13 protein-coding genes are annotated in these 17705 nt (G+C 72.7%); all 13 read left to right on the top strand.

What is annotated here, in order from left to right; genetic code table 11:
* Positions 1-38: 38 nt before the first annotated feature.
* The 13 genes from POF43_RS33190 to kilB all read left to right on the top strand — a co-directional run bounded on the left by POF43_RS33190 (position 39) and on the right by kilB (position 17310).
* Positions 39-983: an N-acetylneuraminate synthase family protein gene (locus tag POF43_RS33190; RefSeq protein ID WP_271326056.1), complete on the top strand. Its 945-nt coding sequence runs from the start codon at positions 39-41 to the stop codon at positions 981-983.
* Positions 980-2197 carry a hypothetical protein gene (locus tag POF43_RS33185; RefSeq protein WP_282704925.1) on the top strand — a complete coding sequence of 406 codons (1218 nt, stop codon included), beginning with the start codon at positions 980-982 and terminating at the stop codon, positions 2195-2197. The genes POF43_RS33190 and POF43_RS33185 overlap by 4 nt, the downstream gene beginning before the upstream one ends.
* Before the next feature lie 71 nt (positions 2198-2268).
* On the top strand, positions 2269-3147 hold the full coding sequence (locus tag POF43_RS33180) for an ABC transporter permease (protein ID WP_303658093.1): 879 nt from the start codon (positions 2269-2271) through the stop codon (positions 3145-3147).
* Positions 3148-3504: 357 nt separating this feature from the next.
* Positions 3505-4707, top strand: coding sequence for an amidohydrolase (locus POF43_RS33175; RefSeq protein ID WP_271317384.1), 1203 nt, complete (start codon positions 3505-3507; stop codon positions 4705-4707).
* Positions 4708-5565: 858 nt separating this feature from the next.
* A complete protein-coding gene (locus POF43_RS33170; protein WP_282704924.1) occupies positions 5566-7053 on the top strand; it encodes a hypothetical protein in 1488 nt (495 codons plus the stop codon).
* Between the two features lie 70 nt (positions 7054-7123).
* Complete coding sequence (locus POF43_RS33165; protein WP_282704923.1) at positions 7124-9094, top strand: glycosyltransferase family 2 protein; 1971 nt, start codon at positions 7124-7126, stop codon at positions 9092-9094.
* Positions 9095-9364: 270 nt separating this feature from the next.
* Entirely contained in the window at positions 9365-10426 is a 1062-nt protein-coding gene (locus POF43_RS33160) for a BMP family lipoprotein (protein ID WP_271315866.1), read from the top strand.
* Between the two features lie 146 nt (positions 10427-10572).
* Positions 10573-12120 carry an ABC transporter ATP-binding protein gene (locus tag POF43_RS33155; protein WP_271315865.1) on the top strand — a complete coding sequence of 516 codons (1548 nt, stop codon included), beginning with the start codon at positions 10573-10575 and terminating at the stop codon, positions 12118-12120.
* Positions 12117-13247 carry an ABC transporter permease gene (locus POF43_RS33150; RefSeq protein ID WP_271324191.1) on the top strand — a complete coding sequence of 377 codons (1131 nt, stop codon included), beginning with the start codon at positions 12117-12119 and terminating at the stop codon, positions 13245-13247. Before POF43_RS33155 ends, POF43_RS33150 begins: the two co-directional genes overlap by 4 nt.
* The gene (locus tag POF43_RS33145) at positions 13244-14524 is read left to right on the top strand and encodes an ABC transporter permease (RefSeq protein ID WP_271315863.1); all 1281 of its coding nucleotides are present in this window, start codon (positions 13244-13246) and stop codon (positions 14522-14524) included. The genes POF43_RS33150 and POF43_RS33145 overlap by 4 nt, the downstream gene beginning before the upstream one ends.
* Positions 14521-15009: a cytidine deaminase gene (locus tag POF43_RS33140; protein ID WP_271324190.1), complete on the top strand. Its 489-nt coding sequence runs from the start codon at positions 14521-14523 to the stop codon at positions 15007-15009. The genes POF43_RS33145 and POF43_RS33140 overlap by 4 nt, the downstream gene beginning before the upstream one ends.
* 343 nt (positions 15010-15352) lie before the next feature.
* On the top strand, positions 15353-16630 hold the full coding sequence (locus POF43_RS33135; protein WP_271324189.1) for a thymidine phosphorylase: 1278 nt from the start codon (positions 15353-15355) through the stop codon (positions 16628-16630).
* A gap of 197 nt (positions 16631-16827) precedes the next feature.
* Complete coding sequence (gene kilB / locus POF43_RS33130; RefSeq protein ID WP_271315861.1) at positions 16828-17310, top strand: plasmid transfer protein KilB; 483 nt, start codon at positions 16828-16830, stop codon at positions 17308-17310.
* Positions 17311-17705 lie beyond the last annotated feature (395 nt).

Here is a 17705-nt window from a genome sequence, read left to right as displayed (position 1 = left end):
GAGCCCCGCACCCCACACCACCCCCCGAAAGGCACCCCGTGAACCCCAGCACCGCCCGCAGCCGCACCCTCGGCGACCGGATCGTCGGCGACGGCCGCCCCGTCTACGTCACCGGTGAGATCGGCATCAACCACAACGGCGACCTGGACAACGCCTACAAGCTCATCGACGCCGCCGTGGCCGCGGGCTGCGACGCGGTGAAGTTCCAGAAGCGCACCCCGGAGATCTGCACCCCGCGCGACCAGTGGGACGTCGAGCGCGAGACCCCCTGGGGCCGGATGACGTACATCGACTACCGGCACCGCGTGGAGTTCGGTGAGGAGGACTACCGGCAGATCGACGCGTACTGCCGCGAGCGCGACATCGCCTGGTTCGCCTCGCCGTGGGACGTGCCGAGCGTGGAGTTCCTGGAGAGGTTCGACCTGCCGGCGCACAAGGTCGCCTCCGCCTGCCTGACCGACGACGACCTGCTGCGCGCCCTGCGGGCCACCGGCCGCACCGTCATCCTGTCCACCGGCATGTCCACCCCGCGCCAGATCCGGCACGCGGTCGAGGTCCTCGGCAGCGACAACATCCTGCTGTGTCACGCCACTTCGACCTACCCGGCCAAGCAGCACGAGCTGAACCTGCGCATGATCAACACCCTGCGCGAGGAGTACCCGAACGTGCCCGTCGGCTACTCCGGCCACGAGGTCGGCCTCCAGACCACCCTGGCCGCGGTCGCGCTCGGCGCGGTCTTCGTCGAGCGCCACATCACCCTCGACCGCGCGATGTGGGGCTCCGACCAGGCCGCCTCCGTCGAGAGCCAGGGCCTGGAGCGCCTGGTCCGCGACATCCGCGTCATCGAGGACGCGCTCGGCGACGGCGTCAAGAAGGTCTACGCGGGCGAACTCGGCCCGATGAAGAAGCTGCGCCGCGTCCCCGGCGTCGTCGCCGAGTCGGAGGCCCGCGCCGCCGCCGAGCCCGAGCCGGTCTCCGCATGACCGCCGTCCCCCGGCGCCGCGACCCGGCCGGCCCCCCGGACCCCCGCACCGGCGAGCTCCCCCAAGCCGTCCAGCCTCCCCAAACGCTCCAGAGCCCCCAAGCCGTCCAGCCCCCGCGGCAGCGGTCCGCCCTGGCGCTGGTCGAGTCGCCCGTGCAGTTGCTCAACCTGCTGGAGTGGGCGCACGCCGAAGGCGGGGACCTGACGCGGCACACCGTCGCCGTGCTGCCGCCGCGCGACCCGATGGGCCGCGGGCAGCTGCTGCGCATGGCGAGCATGGCGCGCGACGAGGGCCTCGCGCTGCGCTGGTGCGAGCCGCGCGCCGCCGCCGCGGGACCGTTGCGCACGCTGGCCGAACTGGCCCCGGCGCTGGCGAAGGCCGAGTGCCTGGTGATCGGCGACCCGTTCTCCCGCATGGTGCAGGCGCTGCTGCCGCTCAGCCGGGCGCGTGACCTGGTGGTCGTCGACGACGGCACGGCCACCATGGAGTTCGTCGCGCTGATGACCGACGGCCGGCGCCTGGTGCGCTGGCACCGTTCGGGGCGTGGCCGGGGCGGGCTGGTCGACACCGCGTTCGCGCCGGTGGCCCGGTACGCCCGGCGGCGGTTGACCGCGCGGGCCGGCCGGGCGGTGGAGCTGTTCACCGCGCTGCCGGTCACCGCGCCGCCCGGCGTGGTCACCCGGGTCAACCACCTGGCGTGGACCCGCGAACGCTTCGGGCCGCCGACGGTCCGCGACAGCGCCGACGTCATCGGCACCTCGCTGGTGGAGACCGGCGTGGTCGACCGCGAACGCTACCTGGCCGCGGTGGCCGGCATCGCCCGGCTCAACGGCGCCACCCGCTACTTCGCGCACCGCCGGGAGAACGGCGACAAGCTGCGGGAACTGGCCGCCCGCACCGGTCTGGAGATCGTCCGGCCCGACCTGCCGCTGGAGCTGATCGCCCGCCGCGGCCCGATCGGCGCCCGGATGCTCAGCTTCCCCTCCACCGTGGTCCACACCCTGCCGGCCGCGCTGGCCGGCACCGGCGTGCAGATCGAGGTCTGCGACGTCGAGCCGTCCTGGCTCACCGCCGCCGCCTCGCCGCGCGCGCACGGCTTCCTGACCTCCGTCAACCAGGCCGCCCGCGCCCGGCACGGACTGCGCGCCGTGCGAACCGCCCGCCCGCCCTTCCCCGACCTGCCCGACTCCCCGTTCCAGGCGGTGCCTTCGTGACCCTTCCCACCGGTGCCCTCGGGACCGTTCCCACCGGTGCCCTCGGGACCGTGACGCTCGAACCTGTCGACATGCCCCCGCCGTTGACGTCCGGCCAGGCCGCCGACCTGGCGCAACGGTACGGGCTGGTCGCGGCGGCCCGACGGCCGACGCTGCCGGAGTACGTGGGACAGGTCTGGTCCCGGCGGCACTTCACGGTGGCCTACGCGCGGGCCCGGCTCACGGCGCTGTACGCGGACGCCCGGCTCGGCCAGATCTGGCACGTGCTCACGCCGCTGCTCAACGTCTTCGTGTACTGGCTGATCTTCGGGTACCTGCTGCGGCGCACCGACGGCACCGGCGACAACTACATCGCGTTCCTGACGGTCGGGGTCTTCACGTTCACCTACACCCGGGAGTCGATCTCCACCGGCACCTGGTCGATCTCCAACCGGATCGAGCTGGTGCGGGCGGTGCACTTCCCGCGGGCGTGCCTGCCGATCGCGGCGACGCTGATCCAGTTGCAGCAGTTGCTGATGTCGATGGGCGTCGTCATCACCATCGTATTGGCGACCGGGGAGCCGCTGGCCCCGCGGTGGCTGCTGATCGTGCCGGCGCTGCTCCTCCAGTCGGTGTTCAACCTCGGCTGCGCCATGCTGATGGCCCGGATCGGCGCCCGCAACCACGACATCGGCGAGCTGGTGCCGTTCGTGCTGCGCACCTGGATGTACCTGTGCGGCGTCTTCTACAGCGTCGCGAAGGTCGCCGGCGGCGCGCCGCAGCCGTTCAGGTTCCTGCTGGAGTCCAACCCGGGAGCGGTCTACATCGAGCTGGCCAGGCATTCCCTGCTCCAGGGCTTCGGCCACACCACACCGCACATCTGGGCCATGGCGGTGCTGTGGGCCGGGCTCGCCCTCGTCGGCGGGCTCGTCGTGCTGTGGCAGGCGGAGCACACGTACGGGCGTGGCTGAGACCTGCTGGTCGCGCCGGGCCGGAACGAGCCGTCGCCGCGCCGGAACGAACAGGGGCGGCGCGATCGCCGGAGCCGGGTGTCGCCCCGGTCACCGAACGTGACGAAGTGTCTGAAAAACGATGCTCCGGGCGAGGCGTGCGTACGGCTGATGAGTGGATAAAACGTCCGGTCGATCGGCCATTCGAGGCCGCTGCGAGGCGTTCGGGCATTCGTTGGGCCACGCTGAAAGGGATATGGTGGTGCTCAGGTCCTAAAAGGGTGTAGATACCCGGACCGGGGGCGAGTATGCGCCGCAGAGGTGCTTTTCTCTGCCCGCTGGCCGGATGTCTTCGCCGACGACACACCGGGAGTGGTCATGAGTTCAACGCTGTCGGGGGTGGACCACGCTCTGCCCGCGTCCGGCGCTCTGCCCGACGAGCTGTACGCCGAGCTTGTCCACTTCCGTCGTGACCTCCACATGCACCCGGAGCTCTCCCGCCAGGAGTTCCGCACCACCGCCGCGATCAAGGCCCGGCTGGAGTCCGCCGGCCTGCACCCGCGCGACCTGCCCGCCGGTACCGGCCTGGTCTGCGACATCGGCCCCGAGGACGGTGGCCCGCGGCTCGCGCTGCGCGCCGACATCGACGCGCTGCCGATTCCGGACACCAAGACCGTCGCGTACCGCTCGACGCACGAGGGCCGCGCGCACTCCTGCGGCCACGACATGCACACCACGATCGTGCTGGGCGCCGGGATCGTGCTGGCCGGCCTGGCCCGTGAGGGCCGGCTGACCCGGCCGGTCCGGCTGATCTTCCAGCCGGCCGAGGAGGTCATGCCCGGCGGCGCGATCGACCTGATCAAGGCCCAGGTCCTCGACGGCGTCGACCGCATCCTCGCGGTGCACTGCGACCCGCGCGTCGAGGTCGGCCGCATCGGCCTGCGCACCGGCGCGATCACCTCCGCCTGCGACCGGCTGGTGCTGTCGCTGGACGGCGCCGGCGGCCACACCGCCCGCCCGCACCTGACCACCGACCTGGTCACCGCGGTCGCCAAGATGGCCACCGAACTGCCCGCGGTCCTGGCCCGCCGCATCGACCCGCGCTCCGGCCTGTCCGTGGTGTGGGGCCGCATCCAGTCCGGCCACGCCGCCAACGTCATCCCGCAGCACGCCGAGCTGGAAGGCACCGTGCGCTGCCTGGAGCTGGGGGCCTGGCGCGATGCGCCCGACCTGATCCACGAGGTCATCGACCAGGTCGCCGCGATGTACCGCGCCAAGTGGGAGCTGACCTACCACCGCGGCGTGCCGCCGGTCGTCAACGAGGCCGGGTCGGTCAAGCTGCTGCGCGAGGCGATGACCGCCCGCCGCGGCGCCCAGACCATCGAGAACACCGAACAGAGCCTCGGCGGCGAGGACTTCTCCTGGTACCTGGAGCACGTCCCCGGCGCGCTGGCCCGCCTCGGCGTCCGCCCGGTCGGCGACCCCACCGTGCGCGACCTGCACCGCGGCGACTTCGACGCCGACGAGGGCGCGATCCGCGTCGGCGTGGAACTCTTCACCGGCGCGGCCCTGCTCGGCTGAGGCGGTCCTGTTCGGCCGGCGCGGCACGCCTCGGTCGACCGTCCCCGGCCCGCGGACCATCGCGGGCCGGGCGCTCGTCGTTCAACGGCGGGAGGGTGAACCGGGGCGTGCGAACCGGGGGAGCGCACGGAACGTTGCCACCGGTGCGTCGACGTTTCCGCGTACGGAATCCGGACCGCGGTGTACGGACCCGGACCGGCCCCGACCGCGGTGCACGGAACCGGGCCGGCGGACCGTCAACCGTGTTCGCCGGGCCGGATTCCGGTGAACGGGCCCGTCCGGTCCACGTCAGCGGTCGGCCGACGGCGCGAGCCGGTCGATCCCGGGACGGCGGGTGCTCACGGCCGACGTCGGACACGCGGCCGGCGACCGATGCGCCCCAGCTCCAACCCTCACCCCTGCGCGGGCGGCGGGCGATGCGTCAACCCCGCTTCACGCAGTGTTCCCGCGCGAGGTTTCCCGCCCCCATTCCCCGCTCCCCTTTTCCGCCGTCATTCGCCGTCATTCGCCGTCAATCACCTCCGCCGCCGTCATTCACCGTCGTCAATGGCCGCGTTCCCCCGCCTTTCCGCCGACTGTCGTCCGTGTCGCTTTCTGTCGGCTTTCGGTCCCGGCCGGGGCGGAGTTGGGCAATGTTAGGATCGATCTGCCGTGTAGCTTCTGTGTGTATGCGGTGATATTTTCGAGCGTTTCGCAACCCACGGCTCAGACTCGACATCACGCGCGGGCCGCCGGGCCGTTAGCGTCGCACCGGCCCGCCCGTCCGGACCCGGCGCGGGGCGGACGGGGGCCGGGCCATGCCGACGTGACGGACGCGGCCGGTGATGTTCGTTCCGAAATCCCGTAGGGGGACCCTCCGTGCTTGTCGAGCAGAGCCACATCCTGGTACCGCCGGTCCGGCTGCCCGAACGGGACGTGCTCGCGGAATCGGCCCGCCGGTCACCGCTGTTCGACCGCGCGGTCCGGCTCGCCGGGCTGCTGGGCACCGGTCGGCCCGTCGACGTCACCGGAATCCTCGCCGACGAGCCGCTGCGCGAGGCCGCCGCCGCACTCGGCCTGCGCGGCAGCGGATACGACGACGAGGCCGTCGCCGCCTGGGACTTCGGGCTCGCCCTCGGAGTGATCGCGATACGCGACGACGAGGACGGGCGGCCGACGGCCGTGCCCGGCGACGTCCTCGGCACGCTGGACGGCCTGGCCGCCGACGAGGTCCTCGCCCTGTGGCGTGCCGGGCTCGACGCGGTCATCGGGGAGGCGGAGTTCGACGACCTGCTCACCGGGTCCGACGATCCCTACGCCGACGATCCCTTTGCCGACGACCCTTGTGCCGAGGAGGCCGCCGGGCCCGCCCCCGAATGGGACCTGGCCGGCGAACGGGCCTACCTCGACGCCATCCTGCGCACCCTCTACCTGGTCGCCGTCCTCGAATCCTGGCAGCCCGCGGCCGGCGGCGCCCCCGAACCGCTCCCGCTGCCGGTACTCGCCGCCGTCCTGCTCACCCCGGACGACCCCGCGGACCACCCCGGCGGCACCCATGGCACCGACGGGTTCGACGGCACCGATGAGTCCGGCGGCGCCTGGGGCACGGACGACCTGCGCGGGGTCGAGGACGCCGACCTGGTCGCCGAGGTCGCCGCGCTGGCCGACCGGCTCGCCGCGCTGGCGCCGACCGGACTGCTGGAGTACACGCCGCCGGCGCGCCCGCTGGACCTGCCGTTCGACGGACCGCTGGAGGACGCCGACCCCGGCGAGGCCGCGTACGGCACGGTCCGGCTGACCGCGCTCGGGCTGCTCGTCGTACGGGACCGGTCGCTCGCCACCGGTGTCGCCGCGCCAACCCTCGGCGACCTGCGGGACGCCCCCGCCACCGCGCTGCTCGACGTCCTGCCCGGCTACCCGTCGGCCGCCGCGGACGCCGAGGCCGACGTCTGGCTCGCCGCCCGCGAACCCGCCGCCGCCGTCGCCGAGTTGCTCACGGCGGGTGTGGTGGGTGCGGTGGGGGCCACGAGTGCAGTGCGTGCTGAGGGTGTCGCGAGCGCTACGGGTGCCATGGGTGTCGCGAGCGCTGAGCGTGCTGAGGGCGCCACGTCCGGCCGCGTCACGCCGGCCTGTCTGGCCGTGCTGAACCGGCTCGGCGGCGCCGCGATACCCGCCCTGCGCGCCGCTGGCGCCGACCCCGCCCTGCGCCCGTTCGCCGAAGCCGCCCTCGCCGACCCCGCCCTGGTCGAAGCCGATCCCGCCCTCAGCGGCCCTGCCCGTCGCGCCGCCGGCCCCGCCCAGCGCGACGGCGTCCCCGGCTCGGTGGCCCCGGCCGTCCAGCACGCCACCGGTACCGCCCGCCCCTGACGGCGCCCCGCCGCCCACGGCGCCGGCGCCCCGCTTGCCGCCACCGCCCGCTCCCGTTCGACCCCGCACCATGCCGGAGGACCCCATGGCCGTCGCGGCCCGCCCTGACGTCAGCGTCATCGTCATCGTCCACAACGACGCCGCCCGGTTGCCGCGCGCCGTCGAGTCGGTACGCCGCCAGACCCTCCGCGACCTCGAGATCGTCATCAGCGACGACCACTCCACCGACCGGACCCCCAAGGTCGCCCGCGCCCTCGCCGAACAGGACGACCGGATCCGCTACCACCGGCTGCCCGTCAACAGCGGTGGCTGCGGCGGCCCGCGCAACGCCGCGATCGACCTGGCGCGGGCGCCGTTCCTGATGTTCCTCGACAGCGACGACGAACTGCCCGAGCACGCCTGCGAGTCACTGCTCGACGCGCTGCTGGAGGACGACGCGCTCGACCTGGCGATGGGCGCCGTCGAACGGGTCGCGCCCGGCGGAGCCACCTCCACCTGGCGCCCGCACCTGGTGGAGCGCGCCCGTACGATCCGCGGCCTGCGCGCCGAACCCGGCCTGCTGCACAACCCGCTGGCCACCGACAAGATGTACCGCAAGGCGTTCCTCGACCGGCACGAGCTGCGCTTCCCGGTCGGGATCGCCTTCGCCGACCAGCTGTTCTCCACCCGCGCCTACGCCCTGGCCGGCGCGATCGCCGTGCTGACCGAACCGGTCTACCGCTGGCACGTCGCCCCACCGGCCCCGCCCGCCACGGTCACGGCCCCGCCGGCCCCGCACCTCGCCCCGCCCGCCACGGTCACGGCTCCGCCCGCCACGACAACGGCCCCGTCAGCCACGACCGCCGACGCGGCCTCCGCCGACCGAGCCTCCGGCGCCGATCAAGCCTCCGGCGCCGACCAACCCTCCGCCGGCGACCTCCCCGCGGACCAACGCCCCGCGGACCAACGCCCCGCGGACCAACGCCCCGCAGACCAAAGCCCCGCAGACCAAAGCCCCGCGGACCAACGCCCCACAGAGCAACGCCCCGCCGACCAAGCCTCTCCCGTGGACCCCGCCGCCGCCGTCCGGGACCGGGTCGCCGTTCATCGGCTCATCGACGCCTTCCTCGACGACAGCGGCTTCGCCGACCTGCGGCCCGACAAGGACCACGCGTTCCTCACCCGCGATCTGGCCCCCTTCCTGGCCGAACTGCCGTACCGGGACGAGGAGTTCGCCACGGCGTTCGCCGCCGCGACCGGCGAGTACCTGGACGGCGTGCACCCCGGCGCACTGCACCGCACCCCGCGTGACCTGCGCGTCACGCTCGCCCTGCTGCGGTCCGGCCGGTACGCCGACGCGGTGGTCGCCGCCCGCGGACTCGGCCGGCCGATCGCGCCGCGCGAGGCGGTCGTGGGCGCCGACGGCACCGAGTACTGGGGAGCCGGGACGCCGGACGACCCGGACCTCGCCCGTGAGCTGGAGATCGGCGAACTCAACCTGCGCGGGCGCCCGTTGACCTCCGCGCTGCTGCGGCACGAGATCACCGCGCTGACCCCGAGCCCCGCGTCGCGCATCACCCTCGGCATTCGCACCTACGACCCGGGGCGCCGGCTGCCGGTCGGCCCGGCCGTCGCCGCCGTGGTGATCGACCCCGCCGACCGGCCGCACCGCACCGAGTTCCGGCTCGACCCGGTGCGCCCGGGGGTCTTCGAGGGCACCGTGACGCTGGACCTGGCCGCCGTCACCCTGCCGCCGCACGGCTACTCCGGCCACCGTGCCGCGTACGTCACGGTCGGCCGCGGCGCCGCCACCCCGGCCGGTCCACTGCTGGCGCCGCTGGGTCTGCCCCGGATGTCGAAGGCCATCGGCTACCACCGCGGCCTCGCCCCGCACCTGGTCACCGTCGGTCCCGAAGGACGCGGCGCGGGCCGGCTGCGGATCCGCTGGACCCGTACCGGACTGCTCGCCGTCGCCCAGCGCCGGCTGCCGCCCGGCCCCCGCGCCGCCGCGGCCGGCGCCGTCCGCCGCGCCGCCCGGCTTGTCGGCGGCGACGACCGCTGAACCCCGCCGCCCCATGAACCCACCCCCGGGCCCGATACCGCGTCCCCCGGGGCGTAAGCGGGTGATTCCGGCCACCGCGAACCCTGCCGAAAGGGGCGCCCCGGGACCGTCGCGGAGCCGCCCGTCCTGGCGCGGCGGGCGCGGAGCCCCAGGTAGGAGACGATCCCATAACGGGTTCGCACCCGCCCTTTACCTGACATCTACGCGCGTTAAGCTGCCGCAGAACCAGCGCCGGACGGGGCGCTTCAGATGGATGAAGGGGTACCCCTCGTGCGCCGGGTAACCACGATCGCAGCCGCCGGTATAGCCACCGCGGCCCTCGCCCTCACCGCCACCGCGTGCGGCGCGAGTTCCACGCAGTCCAGCGGCCCCACGGGCAGCGGTAAGGCCACTGCGAAGTCCACCATGAAGGTGGGCATGGCCTACGACGTCGGCGGTCGCGGCGACCACTCGTTCAACGACTCCGCCGCCCGCGGCCTCGACAAGGCCACCAAGGCATTCGGCGGCACCCCCAAGGAGCTGACCGCCAAGAACACCGACGGTGAGTCGGACCGCGAGGGCTACCTGACCGACCTGGCGCAGGCCGGGTACAACCCGGTCGTCTCGGTGGGCTACGCCTACGCGCAGGCCGTCAAGGTCGTCTCGGCGAAGTTCCCCAGGACCACCTTCGGCATCGTCGACTCCGAGGTGCCGGGCAAGAACGTCGACAGCATGACGTTCGCCACCCCGGAGAGCTCCTACCTGGCCGGCGTGGCCGCGGCGCTCAAGTCGAAGACCGGCCACATCGGCTTCATCGGCGGCGTCAACATCGCGCTGATCCAGGGCTTCCAGGCCGGCTTCCAGCAGGGCGTGCACGACACCAAGCCCGCCGACAAGGTCACCGTGCAGTACCTGAGCACCGGCACCGACCTGTCCGGCTTCTCCAGCCCCGACAAGGGCGCCTCGGCCGCCGCGGGCATGCTCTCGCACGGCATCGACGTCATCTACGCCGCCGCCGGCTCCTCCGGCACCGGCTCGATCCAGACCGTGGCGGGCACCAAGAACGCCTGGTCCATCGGCGTCGACTCCGACCAGTACCAGGACCCGGCGCTGGCCAAGGACAAGTCGCACATCCTGACCTCCGCGGTCAAGAACGTCGACGTCGCCGTCTACGACCTCATCCAGAGCGTGCACAACGGCAAGCCGCTGACCGGCACCGTCGCGTACAACCTGCAGAACGGTGGCGTGGGCCTGGCCAGCAGCGGCGGCTACCTCACCGGCATCATGCCGCAGCTCAACGCCGCCAAGCAGAAGATCATCAGCGGTGCGATCAAGGTCAAGTCGACCCCGTGATCCTTTGATCCACACGGTCGAACGCGCGGGGCCCGCCGGGGGAGTGCACACCACTCCTTCCCGCCGGGCCCCTACGCCTGACCGCGCATGAACGAGGAGAGTGCGCCATCAACGCCGCCACCGAGTCCCCCGCCGCCCCACCCGCCGTGCAGCTCAACGGCATCACCAAGCGGTTCCCCGGAGTCGTCGCCAACCACGACATCGACATCACGGTCCGCCGCGGCATCGTCCACGCCCTCGTCGGCGAGAACGGTGCCGGCAAGTCGACCCTGATGAAAATCCTCTACGGCATGCAGAAGCCGGACGAGGGCACCATCGCCATCGACGGCGAGCAGGTCACGTTCTCCAACCCGGGTGACGCCATCGCCCGCGGCATCGGCATGGTGCACCAGCACTTCATGCTCGCCGACAACCTCACCGTGCTGGAGAACGTCGTGCTGGGCAGCGAGAAGCTGCACGGCATCGGCGGCAGGGCCCGCGCGAGGATCAAGGAGATATCCGACGCCTACGGTCTCGGCGTGCGCCCCGACGCGCTCGTGGAGGACCTCGGCGTCGCCGACCGCCAGCGGGTGGAGATCCTCAAGGTCCTCTACCGCGGCGCCCGCACCCTGATCCTCGACGAGCCCACCGCGGTCCTGGTGCCCCAGGAGGTCGACGCGCTCTTCGACAACCTGCGCGGCCTGAAGGCCGAGGGGCTGACCGTCATCTTCATCTCGCACAAGCTCGGCGAGGTGCTGTCGGTCGCCGACGAGATCACCGTCATCCGGCGCGGCACCACCGTCGGATCGGCCGACCCGCGCACCACCACGACCAAGCAGCTCGCCGAACTCATGGTCGGCAGCGAACTGCCGTCGCCGGAGACCAGCGAGTCCACCGTCACCGACGTCGCGATGCTCACCGTCGACGGTCTGCGGCTCACCGCCCCCGACCCCGACGGCGTCGCCCGCGTCGTGCTGGACGACATCACGTTCACCATCCACCAGGGCGAGGTCCTCGGCGTCGCCGGTGTCGAGGGCAACGGGCAGGCCGAACTCGTCGAGGCCATCATGGGCATGCGCGTCCCCGACGCCGGCGTGCTCACCCTGGCCGGCGCCGACATCAGCCGGACCCCGACCCGCAAGCGCCGGGTGGCCGGCATCGGCTACATCCCGGAGGACCGGCACCGGCACGGCCTGCTGCTGGAAGCCCCGCTGTGGGAGAACCGCATCCTCGGCCACGTCACCGAGAAGCCCAACAGCAAGGGCGCCCTGCTCGACCCGGCCGCCGTCCGCCGCGACACCCAGCGCATCGTCACCGAGTACGACGTGCGCACCCCCGGCATCGACGTCACCGCCGCCTCGCTGTCCGGCGGCAACCAGCAGAAGCTGATCGTCGGCCGCGAGATGAGCCACCACCCCAAGCTGCTGATCGCCGCCCACCCCACCCGCGGGGTGGACGTCGGCGCGCAGGCGCAGATCTGGGACCAGATCCGCGAGGCCCGCCGCGAGGGGCTCGCGGTGCTGCTGATCTCCGCCGACCTCGACGAGCTGATCGGCCTGTCCGACACCCTGCGGGTGATGTACCGCGGCCGCCTGGTCGCCGACGCCGACCCCGCGACCATCACTCCCGAGGAACTCGGCTCCGCGATGACCGGCGCCTCCTCGGGCCACCTGGAGCACGAACCCTCCGCAGCCGAGGGGGGAGAGGACCGATGAAGATCTTCGCCCGGATCGACCGGGAACGCCTGCTGCTCGGCCTGGCCGCACCGCTGATGGCCGTGGTCGCCGCGATCATCGTCACCGCGCTGGTCCTGCTGGCCACCGGCAAGCAGCCGTTCGACGCCTTCCAGATCATGGTCAGCTACGGCTTCAAGAGCGACAGCCAGGTCTACATCCTCAACCGCGCCACCGAGTACTACCTCGCCGGCCTCGCGGTGGCCATCGGCTTCCGCATGAACCTGTTCAACATCGGCGTCGAGGGCCAGTACGGCATGGCGGTCTTCTTCACCGCCATCGTCGGCGGCTACGTCAACCTGCCCGGCTTCATCGAGATCCCGCTGCTGATCATCACCGCCATGCTTGTCGGCGCGGTCTGGGCGGGCATCGCCGGCGTGCTGCGGGTCAAGCGTGGTGTCAGCGAGGTGATCTCCACCATCATGCTGAACTCCATCGCCGCGCAGGGCATCATCTCCTACCTCTTCCAGCCGCACCGCCTGGCGCACACCACCGACGGCGGCAACGTCGTGCAGACCGACAACCTGCCCAAGTCCGCCTGGTTCTTCACCATCACCGGCAACCCGGCCGCCGGACCCATCGACGGCTTCGTCGTCGTGGCGATCCTGGCCGGCGTCGCCTACTGGTTCGTGCTGTCGCGTACCCGCTTCGGCTTCGACCTGCGCACCGTCGGGCAGTCGGAGTCCGCCGCCGAGGCCAGCGGCGTCGACGTCAAGCGCATGATCGTCATCAGCATGCTGATCTCCGGCGCCGTCGCCGGCCTGGTCGGCCTGCCCGCGCTGCTCAACGAGGCCCACACCTACGGCGACGGCATCCCCACCGGCATCGGCTTCATCGGCATCGCCGTCGCCCTGCTGGGCCGCAACCACCCGATCGGCATCGGCATCGGCGCCCTGCTGTGGGCGTTCCTCGACCGCACCTCCGGCTGGCTGGAGTTCCAGGGCTACGACAAGGAGATCGTCGGCGTCATCCAGGGCGTCATCGTCCTGTGCGTCGTCATCGCCTACGAGGTCGTCCGCCGCTACGGCATCGGCCGCCAGCAGCGCAAGGTGGGCGAGGAGCTCGCCGCCGCGTCCGTCACCAGTCACCAGCAGGAGGCCGCGGCATGAGCGTCACCACCGCACCCGCCACCGCCCCCAAGTCCAGCGCGGCGGGCGGCGGCCGCCGCAAGCTGTCGTTCCCGATGATCCTGGTCGTGCTGGCCTGCGCCCTGATCGCGGTCAGCGCGGTCCGGGCCATCACCGGCGCCGACGACGTCACCTCCTCCGGGCAGGTCGGCGGCGCGCTGGAGATGGCGGTGCCGATCGGCCTGGCCGGCCTGGCCGGCCTGTGGTCGGAACGGGCCGGCGTGGTCAACATCGGCCTCGAGGGCATGATGATCCTCGGCACCTTCTTCGGCGCCTGGGCCGGCTGGCAGCACGGGCCGTGGATCGGCCTGCTGGCCGGCGTCGTCGGCGGCATGCTCGGCGGCCTGGTGCACGCCATCGCCACCGTCACCTTCGGCGTCGACCACATCGTCTCCGGTGTGGCGATCACCCTGCTCGCCCAGGGCGCCACCGAGTACCTGGCGAAGATGTGGTTCAACACCGGCCACGCCGCCCGGATCGGCGGCAGTCCCAAGCAGTCGCCCAACATCGCGTCGGTCGGCTCGATCACCGTGCCCGGCCTGTCGCCCTGGCTGGCCACGGTCGAGAAACACCACTGGTTCCTGGTCTCCGACCTCGCCGGTGTGCTCGGCGGCCTGGTCACCAACCTGTCGCTGTTCACCGTGCTGGCCGCCGTGCTGTTCGCCGCCACCTACTTCGTGCTGTGGCGCACCCCGTTCGGCCTGCGGCTGCGCTCCTGCGGCGAGGCACCGGTGGCCGCCGAGTCGCTCGGCGTCAACGTCTACCGCTACAAGTACATCGGCGTGATCATGTCCGGCGGCCTGGCCGGCTTCGGCGGCGCGTTCCTCGCCATGGTCCCCGCGCACGCCTACCAGGAGGGCCAGACCGGCGGCCGCGGCTACATCGGCCTCGCCGCGATGATCTTCGGCAACTGGCGGCCCGGCGGCCTGGCCATGGGCGCCGGCCTGTTCGGCTACACCGACAGCCTCCAGCTGCGCAACGGCGGCCCGGCCGCGCACGCGCTGCTGCTCCTGCTGTTCATCCTGCTGGTCGCACTGGCGGTCCGGAAGTTCTACCGGAAGAGCTACAAGCAGGGCGTGGCCGGTGTCATCTCGGCAGCGCTGCTGCTGGTGTGGTTCCTCATGACGAGCACCATTCCGGACGAATTCGTGAGCATCACGCCCTACGTGGCCACGCTGCTGGTCCTCTCGCTGTCCGCGCAACGCCTGCGGATGCCCAAGGCCGACGGCAAGCCCTACCGCAAGGGACAGGGCAAGTGACCGCCGGAACCGGGCCGGCCCCCGGCACCGACCCGGGCAACGCCCCCGGCACGGGCTCGGGCACGGACTCAAGCACTGGCTCGGGCACCGACCCCGCGACCGTCGACTGGGAGGCGCTGCGGGCCGCGGCGCGGGACATCATGACCCGCGCCTACGCGCCCTACTCCCGCTTCCCGGTCGGCGCCGCCGCCCTGGTCGACGACGGCCGCACGGTCACCGGCTGCAACGTGGAGAACGCCGCCTACGGGGTCGCGCTGTGCGCCGAATGCGGTCTGGTCTCCGCGCTGCACGCCACCGGCGGCGGCCGGCTGACCGCGTTCACCTGCTGCGACGGCCGCGGTGAGCGGATCATGCCGTGCGGCCGCTGCCGCCAGCTGCTGTGGGAGCACGGCGGCCCCGACCTGCTGCTCGACACCGCCCGCGGCGTCCGCCCGCTCAGCGAAATCCTGCCGGACGCCTTCGGCCGGGACGACCTCGACCGCTGACGCCCGCTGGTTCCTGCTGACACCCGCTGCTGCCCGCGCCCGACGGCCCGCCCGTCGGGCGCCGGCACCCCGCCGGTCGTCCCCACCGCCGGTCATATCACCGCCGGTCACCCCGACCGCCGAACGTACGGTCACACTTTTCACTGGCCGCCTTTTTCGCCGGCCGCCTTTTTCGCCGGTCGCAGTTTCGCCGGTCGCACCGCAGCCGGTCACACCACCGCGGGTCGCACCTTCGCCGGTGCCGCCGCCGGTGGTCCCGGCCGACTTCACCCGCCGGCGCCCGTGCCGCGGCCACCCGCCGCGGTCCGGCGCCGGCGATCCCAACCGTAAGGAACGAACCCCGATGGACGTCATCTCCGTCATCCGAACCAAGCGCGACCGCGGCCGCCTGACCGACGAGCAGATCGACTGGGTGATCGACGCCTACACCCGCGGCGAGGTCGCCGACGAGCAGATGTCCGCGCTCGCCATGGCCATCCTGCTCAACGGGATGGACCGCGCCGAGATCGCCCGCTGGACCGCCGCGATGATCGCCTCCGGCGAGCGGATGGACTTCGCCGCGCTGCCGCGCCCGACCGCCGACAAGCACTCCACCGGCGGCGTCGGCGACAAGATCACCCTGCCGCTGGCCCCGCTGGTCGCCGCCTGCGGCGCGGCCGTCCCGCAACTGTCCGGCCGCGGCCTGGGCCACACCGGCGGCACCCTGGACAAGCTGGAGTCCATCCCCGGCTGGCGGGCGCTGCTGTCCAACGACGAGATGATGAACGTCCTGCGGGACGTCGGCGCGGTCATCTGCGCGGCCGGCGACGGGCTGGCCCCGGCCGACAAGAAGCTCTACGCGCTGCGGGACGTCACCGGCACGGTCGAGGCGATCCCGCTGATCGCCTCCTCCATCATGTCCAAGAAGATCGCCGAGGGCACCGGCTCGCTCGTCCTGGACGTCAAGGTCGGCTCCGGCGCGTTCATGAAGAACCTCGACGACGCCCGGGAGCTGGCGTCCACCATGGTCGGCCTCGGCAGCGACCACGGCGTGCGCACGGTCGCCCTGCTGACCGACATGTCCACTCCGCTCGGGCTGACCGCCGGCAACGCCCTGGAGGTCCGCGAGTCCGTCGAGGTGCTGGCCGGCGGCGGTCCGGCCGACGTGGTCGAACTGACGCTGGCGCTCGCCCGCGAGATGCTCACCGCGGCCGGCCTGCCCGACGCCGACCCCGAGCGGGCCCTCAAGGACGGCTCCGCGATGGACCACTGGCGCCGGATGATCACCGCTCAGGGCGGCGACCCCGACGCGACGCTGCCGGTCGCCCGCGAACGCCACGTCGTCACCGCGGACGCCTCCGGCGTGCTCACCGAGCTCGACGCCTACGCGGTCGGCGTCGCCGCGTGGCGCCTCGGCGCCGGCCGCGCCCGCAAGGAGGACCCGGTCCAGGCCGGCGCCGGCATCGAACTGCACGCCAAGCCCGGCGACCCCGTCACCGCCGGCCAGCCCCTGCTGACCCTGCACACCGACACCCCCGAACGCTTCCCGTACGCGCTTCAGGCCCTCGCCGGCGGGGTGACCGTCGGCCCGGCCGGCACCGCTTTCAGCCCCCGCCCGATCGTGCTGGACCGCATCAGCTGAGCCATCGGTCCACCGGCGATTGACTCGTTCACTCGTTCGACTGAAAGGGGTCGGAGACTCTTCTCCGGCCCCTTCGGCCGTGCTGGAATGGGTGCTGTGCCGAAGACCGAAGGAGGAGGCGACATGGAACGATTTCCAGCCAACTGACGCCGGGAAAGCGGTGGTTGGCGTCCGGGGGAGTGTGGTCGACTGGGCCCATGGACGGCATAGCGCCCAGCGTGATCGCGGTGCTCGGCACCCTGCTCGGTGTCGGACTCACCTACGTGTTCCAGGAACGCGGTAACGCGCGCATCGCCCAGCAGGACCGCGAGGAGCGACTGCGTCAGGAACGGATGGACGCCTACGTCGCCTACGCGGCGGCCCTGGTCGCCTACCGCCGGGGCCTGATCGACCTGTGGTTCAGCGACCGCGCCGGCACCCCGCCGGAGGAGCTGCGACGGGTCCGGCTGCACTCCTACGAACTGCGAACGGCGGCCCAGGAGGCCCTGTTCCGGGTGCAGTTGGTGACCGACGACGCGGTGCTGTCCACCCGGGCCGTTCAGGTCTTCCAGGAGGTCGGCGAGGTGGGCCGCAGCGACCAGCGGGAGGAGATGGACCGCCGCCGCGAAAGCACCCGCGACGCGGTCAACGCCTTCGTCACCACGGTCCGCCCGATGGTGATGCCCCGTTCGACGGACTGAGGGACGCGCTGCGCGACGTGCGGTGGGCCTTCGGCGTCAGCGGTGGGGAGTGGCTGACGTCTGCGGTGCGGCCTTCGGCGTCAGCGGTGCCCGACTGCTGGCGCCTGCGTGCGGAGTGGCTGACGCCTGCGGTCAGGGCCGCACCGGTGCCGAGTTGCTGACGCCAGCGTGCGGAGTGGCTGACGTCTGCGGTGGGGGCCTCGGCGGTGCTCAGCCGCTGACGCCTGCGTGTGGAGTGGCTGACGTCTGCGGTTGCGGCCTCCGGCGTCACGGTGCTCAGCCGCTGGCGCCAGCGTGCGCAGTGGCTGACGCATGCAGTTGGGGCCGCACCGGTGCTCAGCCGCTGGCGCCAGCGAGCGGAGACGCTGCCCCCAGCCGTGCGGCCCCAACTGCAT

The sequence above is a fragment of the Streptantibioticus silvisoli genome (assembly GCF_027947535.2).
Classification (GTDB): domain Bacteria; phylum Actinomycetota; class Actinomycetes; order Streptomycetales; family Streptomycetaceae; genus Streptantibioticus_C; species Streptantibioticus_C silvisoli.
The sequence above is the reverse complement of the archived record's forward strand: the minus strand, read 5'-3'. Positions and strand labels throughout refer to the sequence as shown.

What these genes read in the sequence shown, in the direction of transcription:
- POF43_RS33185 (WP_282704925.1), top strand. Translation starts at nt 980, where the DNA reads ATGACCGCCGTCCCCCGGCGCCGCGACCCGGCCGGCCCCCCGGACCCC.
- POF43_RS33180 (WP_303658093.1), top strand. Translation starts at nt 2,269, where the DNA reads ATGCCCCCGCCGTTGACGTCCGGCCAGGCCGCCGACCTGGCGCAACGG.
- POF43_RS33175 (WP_271317384.1), top strand. Translation starts at nt 3,505, where the DNA reads ATGAGTTCAACGCTGTCGGGGGTGGACCACGCTCTGCCCGCGTCCGGC.
- POF43_RS33165 (WP_282704923.1), top strand. Translation starts at nt 7,124, where the DNA reads ATGCCGGAGGACCCCATGGCCGTCGCGGCCCGCCCTGACGTCAGCGTC.
- POF43_RS33150 (WP_271324191.1), top strand. Translation starts at nt 12,117, where the DNA reads ATGAAGATCTTCGCCCGGATCGACCGGGAACGCCTGCTGCTCGGCCTG.
- POF43_RS33145 (WP_271315863.1), top strand. Translation starts at nt 13,244, where the DNA reads ATGAGCGTCACCACCGCACCCGCCACCGCCCCCAAGTCCAGCGCGGCG.
- POF43_RS33135 (WP_271324189.1), top strand. Translation starts at nt 15,353, where the DNA reads ATGGACGTCATCTCCGTCATCCGAACCAAGCGCGACCGCGGCCGCCTG.
- kilB (WP_271315861.1), top strand. Translation starts at nt 16,828, where the DNA reads ATGGACGGCATAGCGCCCAGCGTGATCGCGGTGCTCGGCACCCTGCTC.